The sequence below is a fragment of the Streptococcus pantholopis genome (genome assembly GCF_001642085.1).
In the GTDB taxonomy this organism is placed as follows: domain Bacteria; phylum Bacillota; class Bacilli; order Lactobacillales; family Streptococcaceae; genus Streptococcus; species Streptococcus pantholopis.
Genome location: NZ_CP014699.1, coordinates 1,879,897 through 1,895,072 on the forward strand (window position 1 = coordinate 1,879,897; position 15,176 = coordinate 1,895,072).

The 15,176-nt window shown below is 41.5% G+C and carries 13 protein-coding genes, 2 tRNA genes and 1 riboswitch; of the genes, 6 read left to right on the forward strand and 9 right to left on the reverse strand.

The features are described 5' to 3' along the window. Positions 1-50 precede the first annotated feature (50 nt). On the reverse strand, positions 51-941 hold the full coding sequence (locus tag A0O21_RS08700; RefSeq protein WP_067064333.1) for a helix-turn-helix domain-containing protein: 891 nt from the start codon (positions 939-941) through the stop codon (positions 51-53). Between the two features lie 362 nt (positions 942-1,303). Here A0O21_RS08700 and A0O21_RS11095 point away from each other — a divergent pair, with 362 nt between their 5' ends. After that, positions 1,304-1,435 carry a hypothetical protein gene (locus tag A0O21_RS11095; protein ID WP_257722076.1) on the forward strand — a complete coding sequence of 44 codons (132 nt, stop codon included), beginning with the start codon at positions 1,304-1,306 and terminating at the stop codon, positions 1,433-1,435. A gap of 643 nt (positions 1,436-2,078) precedes the next feature. Here A0O21_RS11095 and A0O21_RS08705 read toward each other — a convergent pair. Beyond that, positions 2,079-2,402, reverse strand: coding sequence for a MerR family transcriptional regulator (locus A0O21_RS08705; RefSeq protein WP_067064335.1), 324 nt, complete (start codon positions 2,400-2,402; stop codon positions 2,079-2,081). 538 nt (positions 2,403-2,940) lie between these two features. Between A0O21_RS08705 and A0O21_RS08710 the strand changes: the two genes are divergently transcribed. Then, positions 2,941-4,143: an IS110 family RNA-guided transposase gene (locus A0O21_RS08710; protein WP_067064337.1), complete on the forward strand. Its 1,203-nt coding sequence runs from the start codon at positions 2,941-2,943 to the stop codon at positions 4,141-4,143. 231 nt (positions 4,144-4,374) lie between these two features. Here the strand turns inward: A0O21_RS08710 and A0O21_RS08715 are convergent, their stop codons facing one another. After that, on the reverse strand, positions 4,375-5,406 hold the full coding sequence (locus tag A0O21_RS08715; RefSeq protein ID WP_067064339.1) for an aldose epimerase family protein: 1,032 nt from the start codon (positions 5,404-5,406) through the stop codon (positions 4,375-4,377). A gap of 621 nt (positions 5,407-6,027) precedes the next feature. On the opposite strand from A0O21_RS08715, the gene A0O21_RS08720 reads away from it, so the two are divergent. Then, positions 6,028-6,110 (forward strand) — tRNA-Leu (locus A0O21_RS08720). A gap of 60 nt (positions 6,111-6,170) precedes the next feature. After that, positions 6,171-6,259: transfer RNA gene (locus tag A0O21_RS08725), tRNA-Ser, on the forward strand. Positions 6,260-6,391: 132 nt separating this feature from the next. Here the strand turns inward: A0O21_RS08725 and pflA are convergent. Both pflA and A0O21_RS08735 read right to left on the reverse strand, forming a co-directional pair. After that, the gene (gene pflA, locus A0O21_RS08730) at positions 6,392-7,183 is read right to left on the reverse strand and encodes a pyruvate formate-lyase-activating protein (protein WP_173644644.1); all 792 of its coding nucleotides are present in this window, start codon (positions 7,181-7,183) and stop codon (positions 6,392-6,394) included. Between the two features lie 69 nt (positions 7,184-7,252). Beyond that, a complete protein-coding gene (locus A0O21_RS08735) occupies positions 7,253-8,587 on the reverse strand; it encodes a hemolysin family protein (protein ID WP_067064343.1) in 1,335 nt (444 codons plus the stop codon). 583 nt (positions 8,588-9,170) lie between these two features. On the opposite strand from A0O21_RS08735, the gene A0O21_RS08740 reads away from it, so the two are divergent. Beyond that, positions 9,171-9,956 (forward strand): ABC transporter ATP-binding protein, encoded by a 786-nt coding sequence (locus tag A0O21_RS08740; RefSeq protein ID WP_067064345.1) that lies wholly within the window; start codon positions 9,171-9,173, stop codon positions 9,954-9,956. 162 nt (positions 9,957-10,118) lie between these two features. Here A0O21_RS08740 and mnmM read toward each other — a convergent pair whose 3' ends face one another. From mnmM to A0O21_RS08760, 4 genes are all read right to left on the reverse strand, one after another. Then, entirely contained in the window at positions 10,119-10,664 is a 546-nt protein-coding gene (gene mnmM, locus A0O21_RS08745; protein WP_067064346.1) for a tRNA 5-(aminomethyl)-2-thiouridylate-methyltransferase MnmM, read from the reverse strand. Positions 10,665-10,731: 67 nt separating this feature from the next. Beyond that, positions 10,732-11,649: a tRNA modification radical SAM protein MnmL/YtqA gene (gene mnmL, locus A0O21_RS08750; protein ID WP_067064349.1), complete on the reverse strand. Its 918-nt coding sequence runs from the start codon at positions 11,647-11,649 to the stop codon at positions 10,732-10,734. 161 nt (positions 11,650-11,810) lie between these two features. Continuing rightward, the gene (locus A0O21_RS08755; RefSeq protein WP_067064351.1) at positions 11,811-12,467 is read right to left on the reverse strand and encodes a phosphatase PAP2 family protein; all 657 of its coding nucleotides are present in this window, start codon (positions 12,465-12,467) and stop codon (positions 11,811-11,813) included. 23 nt (positions 12,468-12,490) lie between these two features. Next, positions 12,491-13,048, reverse strand: coding sequence for an ECF transporter S component (locus A0O21_RS08760; protein ID WP_067064353.1), 558 nt, complete (start codon positions 13,046-13,048; stop codon positions 12,491-12,493). A gap of 76 nt (positions 13,049-13,124) precedes the next feature. Next, a riboswitch (FMN riboswitch) is annotated at positions 13,125-13,328 on the reverse strand. Positions 13,329-14,100: 772 nt separating this feature from the next. On the opposite strand from A0O21_RS08760, the gene A0O21_RS08765 reads away from it, so the two are divergent. Next, on the forward strand, positions 14,101-15,117 hold the full coding sequence (locus A0O21_RS08765) for an NAD(P)H-dependent glycerol-3-phosphate dehydrogenase (protein ID WP_067064355.1): 1,017 nt from the start codon (positions 14,101-14,103) through the stop codon (positions 15,115-15,117). Positions 15,118-15,176 lie beyond the last annotated feature (59 nt).

Below are 15,176 nucleotides of genomic sequence, written 5' to 3' on the forward strand. Positions count from 1 at the left end.
CTATGGCTTTAGTATACTGAAAAAAATTAAAAAATAACATGACTTTTGAGTCAGGTTGTTAAATCATTCTTTTTTTCTATTTCAATATTTCTCGCTAATACTTCATCATTGAGCATTTTAGCAAACATAATAGCTTTATCATAAGACTCTATTGTTTTATTTTTATTTTGTTCGATATCTAAATAGTATTTTGCTTCGAAAACATAGACTACTGGCTTATGCTGAAAATGATTAGATTCCTTCATAATTTCTCTAAATATTTTTGTATAAATTAAATACTCTGTAGGATCAACTTGAACAAGAATGCTCAGTAAAACCCTCTCTACTAGATAAAGTTTTTCTAAGTCACTATAATCAACATGAAGTAGAACTTTTTTCGAAAGTTCATCAAAGTACTCTTTATCTTCAAGCCCCATTGCACAACACGTAAAATAGACATATACAATCAGCAAATCATTGTAGCTGTAGTTCTTTTTGGTGAGTATTTGTTGGAAATATTCCTCTAAAAAGCCTAAAGCAAAACCTATATCCCTACTCGTAAAAACATTTAGTTGTACCTGTAGAGCCTCAACTAGTAACTGTTCTTCTTCAGGAAGGAAATCATAATAGTTATTATAAATTTCATCAAATATTTCTTCCTGTTTAGCAATTCTCTCCTTATCGCCATAGGTATGACTTTTGATAAGTCTATTTTTTAATTCTAAATAACGCTTCGGAATCTCTATTTTTTCGATATCAACTAAATCTTGAATCGGAATCTCCAATTTTTTAGCTAAAAATAAAAGTTTAGGAATTGTCACCATTGCCTGTCCATTCTCAATTCTTGCTAATTGTCTAAGTGTAAATTCCGATTCATCATCGCAAATATCTGCTTGTGTCAATCCTTTATTAATTCTCGTACTTCGAATTTTTTTCCCAATTGCGCTTTTAATATGATCCATAGCAGTCTCCAAATTGTTTTGATACTGTATAATAAAAAAATATCTCACGAATTCGTTTTAATTGATTTTTAGTATAGCATAGCAGTACTGAAAAAACAAGTAACACTCTTTATAATTTTTGTAAGTAGTTGACTTTGCACAAATTTTTAGAGCTACTATACGTAAGATACAGAAGATACTAATTTATGGCTATTAAATTAACCGATATGTAGCAATGTTAATCAGCTTATACTTTACTATACGTAAAAAATGTTAATTCCCGCTGCCTATTAAATAATTATTTAAACCTGACTTACAAGTCATGTTACTTTTTTTGTTTTACTGTATACTGGAGACATAAAAAAATAGAAAGGAAGTCTAATATGAAAAAAACCAAGCCATTGACTGATAAAGAATTATTTGATATTAAAGGGGGCTACTATCCAGTTATTACAGGACCGATTCTTCTTTCACAAAAAGTTGCTAATTGGGTAGTTGGTAAAATATCAAAATGACTTATTTTATATCATATAGTTACAGAGGCTGGGACAAAAGTTCCTGCCCCTATAACTTTTTTAGATGGATGCGTTTGACGCAGTGGTTAATTGGAAATTCTTATCCCTGGTCAATCTAGGGATAGCGACCTCCCTAATCAACTGTGAGGAGGTGGGACAGCAAAATCGAAATCGGCATTTTATGACGATTTACCGATTTTTGTCCCACTCTCTGTTTTTTGTGCACTGAGTGAAGCTAAGTCTCAAAAAGCTAGTTAAAACACCAAAACATCCGGCGAATAAACTGAAAAATGCGGCACAGCGGTCAAGTGTTTCCAATGTTATTAGCAAAAGAATCCAAGAATAATAATCTTATTCTGCTGATTGACTCTCAGATTCCCCCTTAAATATCCCAAATCTGTTAAGATATGAGGGCTTTAAAAGCACAAATTTATAAATTGAAGACAAACCGTTGAGAATAACTATATTGCAAATGATGATAATGAGAATTTAGCGTCATAATGCAGGCAGTTTTAGCTTGCCTCAATTATACTTGCCATCTAATAGAATTAGCACCTCTAGTATAATTCCTTCTCTATGTAAAAGTATTTAAAAAATGATGTCCCGCTTTCAGTCTGATTTTATGCTGCAAACTGTTAATTTCTTAGCTTTGTTTCCAGCTGTCATCTTGCAGAATTTCACCCGTTTCATAAAGGCTAATTTTACGGCTTAAGCGGTCAATACTGCGCTGTAAATTAGCTTGCTTTTCTTTTTCCAGAAGCATCTCCCGCTGCTGACGCAGCAGAGCCTCAATAGGAATTCCCGAGTGCCGAAAACAGATAACCATCTCCAGCCATTTGTTCAAATCGTCTGTAAAGCAACGGTTGCCATTGTTTTTTCGCGGAACTGACGGTAAAAGTCCGATACGCTCATAATAGCTCAGGGTATTGGGGCTAATATGATATTTTTCAGAAACCTGTGTGATGATATAAGTATTTTGATTATCAACAGTTCAATAAGGCAAAGACAGCAGGCAGAGAGCAGTACTTGGAGATAAGTACCGCCGCTGTTTGGGAAATATGTCCTTGCATAAGCCAAATACTGCTTTGCCGTACAGCCGACAATCTAAGCTTTCATCTTTTCACTGTTTAACAGTGCAGCACTTACAGTTAACTACAAGTCAAGGTGATTGTTTTTTTAACGGCTTCTCTTTCTCATCTGGATCAACAAGCCCTTTAAGCTTGAACTGCTTTAAAAGTCCTAGCTGTTCAAATATTGCTATAAAACATACTAAGATTAGTAGTGAGGAAATCTCCGACGGGAGAGAGTACTCACTACTTTTTCTTTGTGTTAAGTAGAGGTGTCTTGTTAAGTTGTAGGGGTTTTTGACGCTAGACGTCGTATATAAAACTGGCAAGACACCTATTTTAGAGAGAATGTTATCAAAGTATGTGGGGCGTTTAACGTCGGGTATTGAAAATGACATCACTAAAATAGGGAAGCAATCAAGACAAAGAGGTAATATCATGCGTGCAGTTTTCGGAATTGATGTGAGTAAGGCGAGTTCAGAAGTGGCTATTTTGGTCAATGGTGATAAGGTTCATAGCTATACTATGACAAATGATGCCATTGGATTTTCTCGGTTACTGGGCGACTTAGAGACCGTCCACCAGCCTGAGATTGTCTTTGAAGCAACAGGGGGTTATTCACGCCGTCTTCAGAGCTTTCTGGAGAACAAGGGCTACGCTTATACACGGCTCAATCCCTTGGAAGCTAAGAAGCAACTCGATCACTTGCGTGTCCGTAAAACGGACAAGATTGACGCTGAAAAATTAGCGGCATCTCAATTCGTCCTCAATCGCAAATCAAGCTATGTCCAAGAACCAGTTTATCAAGAACTACGTGACCTCAGCCGATTCTATCAGAACCTGACTGAGGATAGTGTCCGTGCTAAAAACCGTCTTCATAAGGTCTTGCAGGTAACTTTTCCGAACTTGGAGACTATCTTGTCAACACCAACAGGTGAACAATACTGGAACTTGGTCTCTACTTTTCCGAGCAAAGATTTCGTGCTCGATTTGAACAAAGATGAGCTATCAAATAGTATCCGGCAGTCTACTTCAAAACGCATTTCTGAAAAGCGTGTGGCTGCTTTGGCGGATAAAATGCTTGAACTGACTAAACAAAGCTACTCTGCCGTCAAGAAAACCTCTCCAATACTTGAAGAGGTCCGTTACTATGCTCAAGAATGGCTTAGACTTTCTGAACGCAGACAAGCGCTATTAGATGACATGGTGCAACTCGCTCAACCATTACCAGAATACGACATCTTACTGTCTATACCTGGTATCGCTGAAACAACAGCGACAAGCATTATTGGCGAACTAGGTGACATTCGTCGTTTTCAGTCTGCCAACCAAATCAACGCCTTTATTGGCATTGACCTCAGACACTATGAATCGGGCAATTTCCTAGCTCAAGAATACATCACTAAACGGGGGAATCCCTATGCCAGAAAGATTCTGTTTAAGTGTATTCATAACATCGCTTCTGCCAGCCACACTAATCCTTGTCATATCGCCGATTTTTATGAGAAACGAAAAAGGCAATCGCAGACAACTTCAACCAAGCCACACACGATTGCCTCTATACATCGCCTCATCAGGACAATGTATTACCTTATAACGCATAACCAACTTTACGATTACACTTCAACCCAAAATCGGTAAAATCGGTTACGCTTCATCATTGTAACACTGTAACACCTTATCAAAAATTTTCAAATAGGGTGTTGTTTTTGCGTACAATTTTTGAAATTGGGAAACTCGAAAAAACAAGACAGTAACCCAACATGAGCTGCCGTCTTTAAAATAATTGACATCTAAAGCCTTGATACACTTGACAAATGGTAGAAATAAAAACCATCACTAGAATCGTTTTAGTGATGGCTCCCTATCTAACTATCTAACTGTCGCACGGTAACGCGTTGAGGTTTTTAAAAACTGACCGGCTCGTAAAATAACCTGACCTTTCTCTGCACGATGAATCGCATCAGGAATAGCCTGAGTTTCCAAGGCTAAGCCATTGTGAGCCGGATGGCCCTTAGATTTGGTAAAATCATTATAGTTATTTGCAGTATAGACAATCAGACAGTCACAGTCAGTCTCAACAGTCAGCAGGCGTCCCGACTTAGGATCATAATATTCTGCTGCTGCCTCTTGTTTTGGATCAATCGCAAAAGGATGATCAATACCGCCAGCCAGGCGGATTTGCGGATGTGATGATTGTCTGATCGCTCCAATAGCTGTTCCTGCCATCAGTTTCTGTACAAAATCACTCTGACTGTCGATTGTTTCAGTTGGCAGGCTGGCTTCATTCAAGGGATAATAGCCTGTTACATTAAGCTTAAGCTGAAAGTCATCAATTAGCTGGGACTTATCCCCGCTGAGATTGAAATAAGCGTGATTTGTCGGATTGAAAAGAGTATCCTTATCCGCAGTTGCTTCGTAAGTCAGCGTCAATGTCCCATTCTCTGCTAAGCTGTGCGTAATCCAAATTTTAACAGGACCGGGAAAACCGCCGAAGCCATCGGCACGCTCAGTATAGAAAGTTACAGAACAATCCGTCAGCTCTTCAACCTCAAACAATGCGACATGAATACCATCTAACCCGCTGTGCATATTATTAGTCTTATTATTTTGCGGCAGCTGATAGGTCTTCCCATTTAATTCAAACTTGCCCTGGCCAATGCGGCCGGCAACCGGACCAACGCTGGCACCAAATTTCGGACCTTTAACCAGATAGTCTTCCAAACGGTCAAAGCGCAGGTTAATATTGGCAAAATGCCCGTCTTTATCCGGCGTCACATAATTCAGTATCGTAGCACCATAAGGCATACTGGTTAAACGGTAGCCAGTATCCGTTTCAAATGTGTAGCTATAAATATCCTGCGTGTCAATTCGGCCAAACAGTGTTTTAACAACTTCTCTCATGACATCACCTCGTTTCTTTGTCTCAAGGCCATTATACCATAAAAAGAAAACGGTTTCTTTTCGCAGCCAGCAAAGCTGAATAAAGATACGATACAGAAGGGCGTTTAAAACTCACAGCAAAAATAGGAGCCTGACCGCCGAGTCACTAAAGACTCAAGGGAGGGTTGCACTCACAGAACAGCCACATTCGTTCGTCAGCATACACTTCCTACGACTGCGTCTCTTTTTTGCACAGAACTTAGCCCGTATTCAACTAACAAGATACAAAGGGCTTAAAAAACAACTGAAAGTAGAGACAAACGACCGGTGAATCGCATCACGGCGGATGTCATCTTTTTTCACTAGGATTTTAAGGTCTGTTCAATTTCACAAGATATAGAGACAGCGAAAAGTTCACGGCAAAAATAAGAAAACGGACGAAGAATCTTCTCCTTCTCAAAAAGATTAAAAGGAGAAAATCCAATATAGGGTTTACCTATAGAGGGAAAGACCTGCAATTTTTCAAAAACGGGAATAGCTTGATTTTACAGGATTCCGGAGCCTTTAGAAAAATTTCATACATTTCTGTCAGCTAAAACACTTGATTTTTTTTCAAATTAGGTTATAATAGTCTCTGTTAATGCGGAAATGGTGGAACGGCAGACACGCATGCTTCAGGCGCATGTGCCCTTAAGGGCGTGAGGGTTCAAATCCCTTTTTCCGCATTTTTTTATTGCTGCGATTATTTTTAACCCTTTTTACCTAGAGCGCAGCTCTTTTATTTTGGAAAGGTGGCCCAGCTTGGTACGGCACCGGACTCGAAATCCGGCAAGTGGACTTTGTTCACACGCGGGTTCAAATCCCGTCCTTTCCTTTGATATTACAGCCATCAGCTTTTTCAGAGCTGATGGTTTTTTGTACTTTAAAACTAATAAGACAGCAGTAGTTTTCAAGAAACAAAGAAAGCCGCTCTTACTGTAGCAGTAAGAGCGGCTGATACACTCTATCAGCCATGCACGCGCGTCATATAATCCTTATAGTTTTCTGTATGCATCAGCTTTTTAGCGTTCTGCACCCGTTCCTTAGTCGGCGGCTTAACCCCTTCAAGCGTGTAAGGAATACCCAGTTCATGCCACTTAAATTCTCCCAGAGTATGATAGGGCAAAATCTCAAACTTATCGACATTTTTTAGTGTTGCCACAAACTCTCCCAGCTCAATTAAGTGTTCATCAATATCTGTCAGACCAGGTACCAGAACATGGCGAATCCAGACAGGAATCCCCTTATCTGAAAGATATTGAGCAAAAAGCAGGATATTTTTATTAGGCTGGCGGGTGACAAAAAGGTGCTGCTCTGGATTGATTTCCTTGATATCCAAAAGCACTAAATCGGTTACCGCCAAAAGCTTGTCTACAATTTTATGGTATTCAGGAGTAGGCCGATAGGCAAAACCACAGGTATCTAAAGTACAGTGAATACCTAGTTCTTTTGCCTTGATGAAAAGAGCCGTAATAAAATCTATCTGCAGCATGGCTTCACCGCCTGAGACCGTAATACCACCGTTTTTCCCCCAAAAATGGCGATAGCGCAGGGCTTCATTTAAAACATCATCTACCGTCCTTTCCTGGGACATATTAGTTTCCATGGCCCACGTATCCGGGTTATGGCAGTATTGACAGCGCAGTTTGCAGCCCTGCATAAAAATGACAAAACGAATTCCGGGACCGTCTACAGATCCGAAACTTTCAGTCGAATGAACCATTCCTGTAACTTGACCGTAATCAATCTCTGTCATGATGTCCCTCCTTTGCAATCGTTTACCTAATGCTATTATATCATTTTTCAACATAAAAAGACTAAGATTTGCTTAGTCTTCTTCAAGATACTGTTCTATATCAGAGATGAGCACCTTCAGCTTTGTAATGCGACCGTCTTTAACCTTATCATTGATAATATGCAGATGTTTCTCCTTACTGTCCACTTCAAAGCTTTCCTTTTCTTCCTGACTGGGAATCGTGCCGACACCGGTCAGATAGTAGCCGGCTATCGTGTCAACATCATCGCTTTCCAGTTCAACATCAAAGTGTTCATTAAAGTCGTTTAAAGTCATCGTCCCCTGAACAATATAGGTATTATCCCCGATAGCGTGGACGAACTGCTCAACCTTGTCCGTTTCATCATCGATTTCACCGACGATTTCCTCCAATAAATCCTCGAGAGTGACCAAACCAGCAACCCCACCGTATTCATCCAGCAAGATAGCCATTTGATTTTGAGTATTGCGGAGCTGTCTCAGCAAATCATCAATAAAGATTGTTTCGGGAACAAAAAGCGGATCCTGCAGAAGCTTGCGCAGGACAATATTGGCAAAGCCATCGCGAAATCCCACATCTAAAATCCGTTTAGTATGAAGAACACCGATAACCTTATCGCGGTCATCATCATAGACAGGTATACGGGAGAAGTTTTTCTTTAAAATCTCTTCAATATTTTCTCTAGTATCATTGTTAATGTCAATCATGAAGGCATCTGTCCGAGGAACCATCACCTCGCGCGCCATCATTTCATCCAGTGAAAACACTCCCTGCAGCATTTCAATCTCTTCTGCATCAAGTGTTTCCTCGCTGTTTGACAGCATATACTCAATTTCATCCCGTGTCATTTTTTCATCAGCATCATCGAAAGTCATAGGAGTAATCCGGCTCAATACATTGGTCGAAGCTGATAAAAGCCAGACAAAAGGGCTGACAAGCTTGCCGAGCACAATAATGACAGGCGCTGAAATAATAGCCAATCTGTCCTTAAGATTCATTGCGATACGCTTAGGGTAAAGTTCTCCCAAGACGATGGACACATAGGTTAAAAAAATAAGCGCAATGAGACTTCCTGCCGTTTTGGCCGTTGCTGAATTTCCAAACCAAACGGCAACCTGTGTTCCCAAAGAATCAGCTAAACTGGCCCCAGAAAGCAGGCCGATAAAAGTAATACCAACCTGAATGGTTGATAAAAAGTTATTAGGCTTGTCAAGGACTGACAGCAAGCGGCTATAATTTTTATCGCCTTCTTCTGCTTTTTGCTCTACTCGCGAACGGTTGAGCGAGACCAAGGCCATTTCACTGGCTGAGAAAAAGGCATTTAAAAGCGTCAAAATCAGTAGTAAAATAAATTGAAAAAGTAAGGGCTGACTGCCGGGGTCTTCCATTGGTTATTTCTCCTAAAAAGTGATAGTATTCCCATTATAGCACATTTCCTAAAGATTGACGATAAGCTGGCTATTTTTAATCCTGCTGTCATCAAAAAAACATCTTTGCCTTTTCGTCTGCCGTCTATTGGACTTAAAACCTCAACCAGCCTTGGGGCAGATCTGCTTTACCTATAAGGGCAGATCCTTACCAACTCCTGCTTGGCTATACCCTTTTAGATATGCTATAATGAAAAAGACTAAATTGAACACGGGCTAAACGCTGCGGGAAAAAGCATGGTCAAATATAGAACTGATTTCACAGTTAGGCAGCCGTAAACGTCTGAAGGCTTTGTCGTCCTACGGCCGACCGCACCCTTCTAGTCGTTCTGGCAGGGGGGCGTCTGCGAAATCAGAGATTTCGGACTTACCGCCTATTTTCCTTTTGCCTTTTTTACGGGCTTTGTATCTTGTTAATTGAACACGCCCTAAACGCTGCGGGAAAAAGATAGCCTGACCTCGAATCTTTTTGGATTCATCGGTCAGTCTCCTATTTTCCTTTTGCGTTTTTTACGGGCTTTGTATCTTGTTTAAGGGGGGAAGGATGGCGGTTATTTCTCTGAAAAATGTCAGCCTTATCAGACAGAATCAAACACTTTTAAAGAATCTTAACTGGACAGTAGAAAGAGGGCAGACTTGGGCAGTTTTGGGGCTGAACGGTTCTGGAAAAACGACATTGCTCAAACTCCTCATGGCCGAATATTTTCCTTCAGAAGGGGAAATGGAAATTTTAGGGCTGTCCTTTGGACAGGGGGACATAGCTGAAATCCGTAAAAAAATCGGTACTGTCGGTTCTTTTATCGCTGAACGGCTGCCAAAGCAGATGCTGGCAGAAAAAATTGTTTTGACCGGTAAATATAAATCCAGTATCCTCTATAAAGCCTACGGCGAAAAAGAGCTCGGTGAAGCAAGAGAAATGCTGACGATGCTCGGCGGCAGGCATTTGCTGGGACGGCCTTATGCTAGTCTCTCACAAGGCGAAAAGCAGCTCCTGCTCATTGCCCGCAGTCTGATGGAAGAACCGGAAATCATCATTTTAGATGAGGCGACCAGCGGTCTGGATCTCTTTGCCCGGGAAAAACTTTTATCACAGATTGAAAGTATTGCAAAGCTGCCAAAGGCACCGACTCTGATTTTTGTTACGCACCATGCCGAAGAAATTACTAAAAGTATGGAGCATATCCTTCTGCTGCGCAGGGGTGAAATCATTGCCCAGGGTAAAAAAGAAGACGTCATTGCTCCTCATGTACTGGAAAATTTTTATGAAAATCCTGTCAGCATTCTGCCCATTGATAAGCAGCGTTTTTTTATCAAACCGGAAATCAAATAAAAAGCGGCAGCCTTTAATCCGCACCTCAAAAGTTAAACATAAAACCTAATGGGTGCAGATTACTTAAAAACTGTCGCTTTTTATTAAAACAGATTTTGCATATTGGGAATTGATACGGATCAAATCCATGTGAAAGTAGGGAGCAGCCCTGCTTTTTATATCTTATTTTAACTTTTCAATCATGATTAAAAAAGGCGGGGTATTGATTTGGTTTAAAGGCTGGTAAAGCATAGTTGAATATTGAGTTTGCGGCAAGCTTTTTACAAAAGTCAAAACAGCGTCTTTTTCTTCAGCACCGCCTCTGTGCCCATGATAAACCATCAAAGCCACCCGCCCGCCGATCTGCAGACAGTCCAAAGCTTTCTGCAGAGCTTGCAGGGTTGTTGCCGGTTTTGTCGTAATCGATTTGTCCGTTTTGGGTAGGTAGCCCAGATTAAAGATGGCAGCATTGATGGAGTCAAGGTAACGGTCAAGATGCTCATGCCCGTCTAAAATAAGCTGAACATTTGTCAGTCCTGCCTCCTGCAGCCGTTTTTTCGTCTGCATAACCGCTTCTTCCTGGATATCAAAGGCATAAACATCCTTAGCTAAACGGGCTAAAAAGATCGTGTCGTGCCCGTTTCCCATCGTCGCATCAAGAGCAGTACTGTTCGCATCCAGTACTTCCGCCAAAAATTCATGAGACAAATCAAGCGGTTTTTTAATCATAAAAGCTCCTTTTTATTTAATCCCTGAAAGCTCTTCGCCTTCTTGCGGGCTCTCAATTGCAGCATGCTCATAAGCGACAGCCTTGATAAGAACCTCTGGCTTCCATTTCCTGATCTATGCTGTTGAGGACTTCCCATTTATTCAGGCTCCACATCGGACCAATCAGCATATGCCGAGGAGCATCCCCGGTAAGGCGGTGAATCACAATGTGTTTAGGAATGATTTCCAGCTGATCGCAGATAATTTTGACATAATCATCTTGGCTGAGAAGCTTCAGGCGCCCTTCATGATAATCGCGCTGCATACGTGTATTGGTCATCAAATGCAGCAGATGGAGTTTGATGCCCTGAATGTCATTATCCGTCACACAGCGCCTGACATTCTCCACCATCATTTCTGCTGTTTCACCCGGCAGACCGTTAATCAGGTGCGATACAATTTCAATCTTGGGGTAGCGGCGAAGCCGTTTAACTGTTTCGACATACAAATCGTAGGAATGAGCCCGGTTAATCAGGCGGGAAGTTTCTTCATAAGTCGTCTGTAAACCGAGTTCAACCGTCACATGCATCCGATCTGATAATTCTGCCAAATAGGCAATCGTCTCGTCCGGCAGGCAGTCTGGTCTGGTTCCGATGTTGATGCCAATCACACCCGGTTCATTGATGGCCTGTTCATAGCGCTCGCGAATAACATCAAGAGTGTCATGAGTATTCGTAAAATTTTGAAAATAGACCAAATATTTTCTGACCTCCGGCCATTTACGGTGCATAAAATCCACCTCTCGGTAGAACTGTTCACGGATTGGCGCATCAGGTGCCACGATAGCATCTCCAGATCCCGATACTGTACAGAAAGTACAGCCCCCATGTGCTACCGTTCCGTCGCGGTTGGGGCAGTCAAAGCCGGCATCAATAGGAACTTTGAAAATTTTTTCACCAAATAGCCGACGGTAATATGCATTTAATGTATGATAGCGTTTGTTCATATTTTTATTATAGCACTTCTACTGAAAAAAGGAGAGTGAGGGAAAATCGTCACCGATTTGTCCTTACTCTCCAATTTTTGGTTTGGGCTGAAATCATCATTGAATCAGTCCCCTTGTAATAGGACTGCTGTTAGAGACTGAAAATTTCCAGCTGCCAATCCTTATCTTTGCTTACTTTGAAAGCGCCAGATGAAGCGTCTCTGTTCATAAAAAGGATAAAGAAAGGCAAGCAGAGCTGCCGCAAGCAGCCAGCCGCCCACAATATCTGAAGGATAGTGAACCCCCAAATAGATACGAGATAGGCCGACACTGATCAGCAGCAGGGCTAACAAGAGCTCTAAGGCATATTTCAGCCAAGTTTTCTTCAGCCTTTGTGCTGCAATAATCATCAATGCCCCAAAAATAAGGCAAGTCGAGGCAGCATGCCAGCTGGGAAAGGACGGACCGATGGGTTTCTCAATCAGATAGAGCATGTTTGGCCGAGGACGCTGATATAAATACTTAAAAGCTGTTGAGGAAATAAGTATCAGCAGCAAATTGCCTGCCAAGAAGCAGGCTTCAGCCCGCCATTTTTTAACCCAAGCAAAGAAAAGAGCACATAAGACTGTTCCTGCAATAAGAATGGAAGCATTGCCAACGACAGTCACCGTTTTAAAGTAAGCCGTCAGAAAATGCGGCAAATGCCCTCGCAAGCCCGTCTGAACTGCGGCGTCAAGCTCTGCCAGAGTCTCAGGGTAAAATCTGACCAAATAGCCCAAAGCCATAAAAAGGAGCAAAGCAAAGGAAGCCAGCATCAAATAAGTCTGTTTATTTTTCATAACTGTTATTATACCATAAAGGGCTATAGTTTCTTTAAAACAGGCTCTAAGCACGTATATAAAAGCAAAAAGGTCACAGCAAAAATGAGACCCTCAAGTAGGTTAAATGGGATGACCATCGCAAACAGATAATTCCCTAAACCTAAAAGCGCGTCAATATCAAAATGAGCAAATCTGGCATAAAGTGGTACAGCGTAAATGTAATTGAGAATAAACATTGCTCCAGTCAAGCCGAGTGTTCCTACGACTGACCCTACAATATAGTTTTTAACCGTCCGCTTTTTATTCCAAAGCAGAGCCAGAGCCAACACGAAGAGGCCGAGAGCCACAAAATTCATGGGCAGACCGATTAAGGTTGAAACGCCGCCATTATTTAGCAAGAGTTTAAGAAGCGTCCTGATGATTAAAATCGCATAAGCACTGCTTAAATCAAAAATGACCAGACCGAGCAGAACAGGCAATATCGAAAAATCAACCTGCAAAAAACCAGCCGACGGAATCAAGGGAAACTGGATATACATCAGCAGAAATGAAAGAGCTGAAAGAATGGCAATATAAGCCATTTGCCGTGTTTTAGTCATAAAAAATTCCTCCAATTTTTAACAATTGGAAGAAGTCCCAAAGAGTATTATTTTGCCGCAGACAAAACAAAAAGCCCTTCGTCTTCTCCCATCCAGACTTTACTGTCGGTTGCGGAATTGCACCGCATCAGCTTGCGCTCGCGGACTTCTTCTCGCTTCATATTCCTGCTGCTTATTTTTAAGCATCAGCTCTGCAGAACTACTCTGCAGGCCATCAAGCTGGAACAGTAAACGAAAAGTCACCGCCGGTCGGGAATTGCACCCTGCCCTGAAGACATTTATAGAATAACAAAATTAGGAACAGTTGGCAATAGTTAAGACCTAAAAATTGGAAGCGAGAATAAGCGGGTCCAGGTCAGGAACTGCTGCTTTGTCGTATAACAGCATCAGCCCCTAATTTAGACACTTTTACACTGACAGCTTAAACAGATATCTTTTTATTTCCAGTAAAATCTCATACAAAAGCACAGGCTATGTTATAATGAAATAAACATGGGTATTATTAGCCTAAACCTAAGTTAATGGAAAGCTGTCTGTTTAGGAATTATTAATAAAAACGCTATCAGACACCTTTGTATCCAACTATATTGATACAGACTTAGGTTTTCTGGGAAATTGAACACGCCCTAAACGCTGCGGGAAAAAAGCATGGTCAAATATAGAACTGATTTCAAGTTAGGCAGCCGTAAACGTCTGAAGGCTTTGTCGTCCTACGGCCGATCGCACCCTTCTAGTCGTTCTGGCAGGGGTTCGTCTGCGAAATCAGAGATTTCGGACTTACCGCCTATTTTCCTTTTGCGTTCTTAACGGGCTTTGTATCTTGTGAATTGAACACGCCCTAAACGCTGCGGGAAAAAGCATGATCAAATATAGAATTGATTTCACAGTTAGGTAGCCGTAAACGTCTGAAGGCTTTGTCGTCCTACGGCCGACCGCACCCTTCTAGTCGTTCTGGCAGGGGTGCGTCTGCGAAATCAGAGATTTCGGACTTACCGCCTATTTTCCTTTTGCGTTCTTAACGGGCTTTGTATCTTAATATAAGGAGTGTAGTGATGTCTAAACAGAAAATTGCCGTTTTAGGTCCCGGTTCGTGGGGGACAGCCCTGGCGCAGGTCCTTAATGACAATGGCCATGAGGTTTGCCTCTGGGGAAACCTGCCGGAACAGATTGAAGAGTTAAACAGTCAGCATAAAAATACGCTGTACTTTAAAGATATCGTATTGGATGACAAAATTAAAGCAACTCTTGATTTAGAAGAAGCCCTCCGTGATGCAGATGCTGTTCTTTTTGTAGTCCCAACAAAGGTTACTCGGCTGGTTGCTAAACAAGTGGCTGAATGTTTAGAACACAAGGTTATCATGATGCATGCATCTAAAGGTCTGGAGCCCGGAACTCATGAGCGCTTGTCCGTTATTTTAGAAGAAGAAATTCCGTCCGACCTTCGCAGTGACATTGTTGTAGTTTCCGGCCCCAGCCATGCAGAAGAAACCATTGTGCGGGATATCACCTTAATCACTGCTGCTTCAAAAGATTTAGAAGCCGCTAAATATGTGCAAAAACTTTTCAGCAACAGTTATTTCCGGCTTTATACCAATACTGATGTTATCGGAGTTGAAACAGCAGGGGCACTGAAAAATATTATTGCTGTCGGAGCAGGAGCCCTGCACGGTCTCGGTTATGGAGACAATGCTAAGGCAGCTGTCATTACTCGCGGTTTAGCAGAAATTACCAGACTTGGTGTCAAACTGGGCGCGGATCCTCTGACTTACAGCGGTCTTTCCGGAGTGGGCGACCTGATTGTTACCGGAACTTCTGTTCATTCCCGCAACTGGCGGGCAGGAGATGCACTGGGACGCGGAGAAAAATTGGAAGATATTGAACGCAATATGGGAATGGTTATTGAAGGAATCTCAACCACTAAGGTCGCTTATGAAATCTCCCAAGAGCTCGGGGTTTATATGCCTATTACAACAGCTATCTACAAGGCTATTTACGAAGGGGCCGATGTTAAAGAAAGCATTCTCGGCATGATGTCCAATGAATTTCGGTCAGAGAATGAATGGCACTAAATCATCAGACAGCTACTGAAAAAATGAGAAATATGGTATAATAAGCCTAGCAGTTTAAA

Excerpts from the sequence above, each read along its gene's own strand:
- A0O21_RS08735 (WP_067064343.1), bottom strand. The coding sequence starts at position 8,587 with ATGGAAGACCCCGGCAGTCAGCCCTTACTTTTTCAATTTATTTTACTA.
- A0O21_RS11095 (WP_257722076.1), top strand. The coding sequence starts at position 1,304 with ATGAAAAAAACCAAGCCATTGACTGATAAAGAATTATTTGATATTAAA.
- A0O21_RS08700 (WP_067064333.1), bottom strand. The coding sequence starts at position 941 with ATGGATCATATTAAAAGCGCAATTGGGAAAAAAATTCGAAGTACGAGA.
- A0O21_RS08755 (WP_067064351.1), bottom strand. The coding sequence starts at position 12,467 with ATGAAAAATAAACAGACTTATTTGATGCTGGCTTCCTTTGCTTTGCTC.
- mnmM (WP_067064346.1), bottom strand. The coding sequence starts at position 10,664 with ATGATTAAAAAACCGCTTGATTTGTCTCATGAATTTTTGGCGGAAGTA.
- A0O21_RS08710 (WP_067064337.1), top strand. The coding sequence starts at position 2,941 with ATGCGTGCAGTTTTCGGAATTGATGTGAGTAAGGCGAGTTCAGAAGTG.
- A0O21_RS08765 (WP_067064355.1), top strand. The coding sequence starts at position 14,101 with ATGTCTAAACAGAAAATTGCCGTTTTAGGTCCCGGTTCGTGGGGGACA.
- A0O21_RS08715 (WP_067064339.1), bottom strand. The coding sequence starts at position 5,406 with ATGAGAGAAGTTGTTAAAACACTGTTTGGCCGAATTGACACGCAGGAT.
- A0O21_RS08760 (WP_067064353.1), bottom strand. The coding sequence starts at position 13,048 with ATGACTAAAACACGGCAAATGGCTTATATTGCCATTCTTTCAGCTCTT.
- mnmL (WP_067064349.1), bottom strand. The coding sequence starts at position 11,649 with ATGAACAAACGCTATCATACATTAAATGCATATTACCGTCGGCTATTT.
- A0O21_RS08740 (WP_067064345.1), top strand. The coding sequence starts at position 9,171 with ATGGCGGTTATTTCTCTGAAAAATGTCAGCCTTATCAGACAGAATCAA.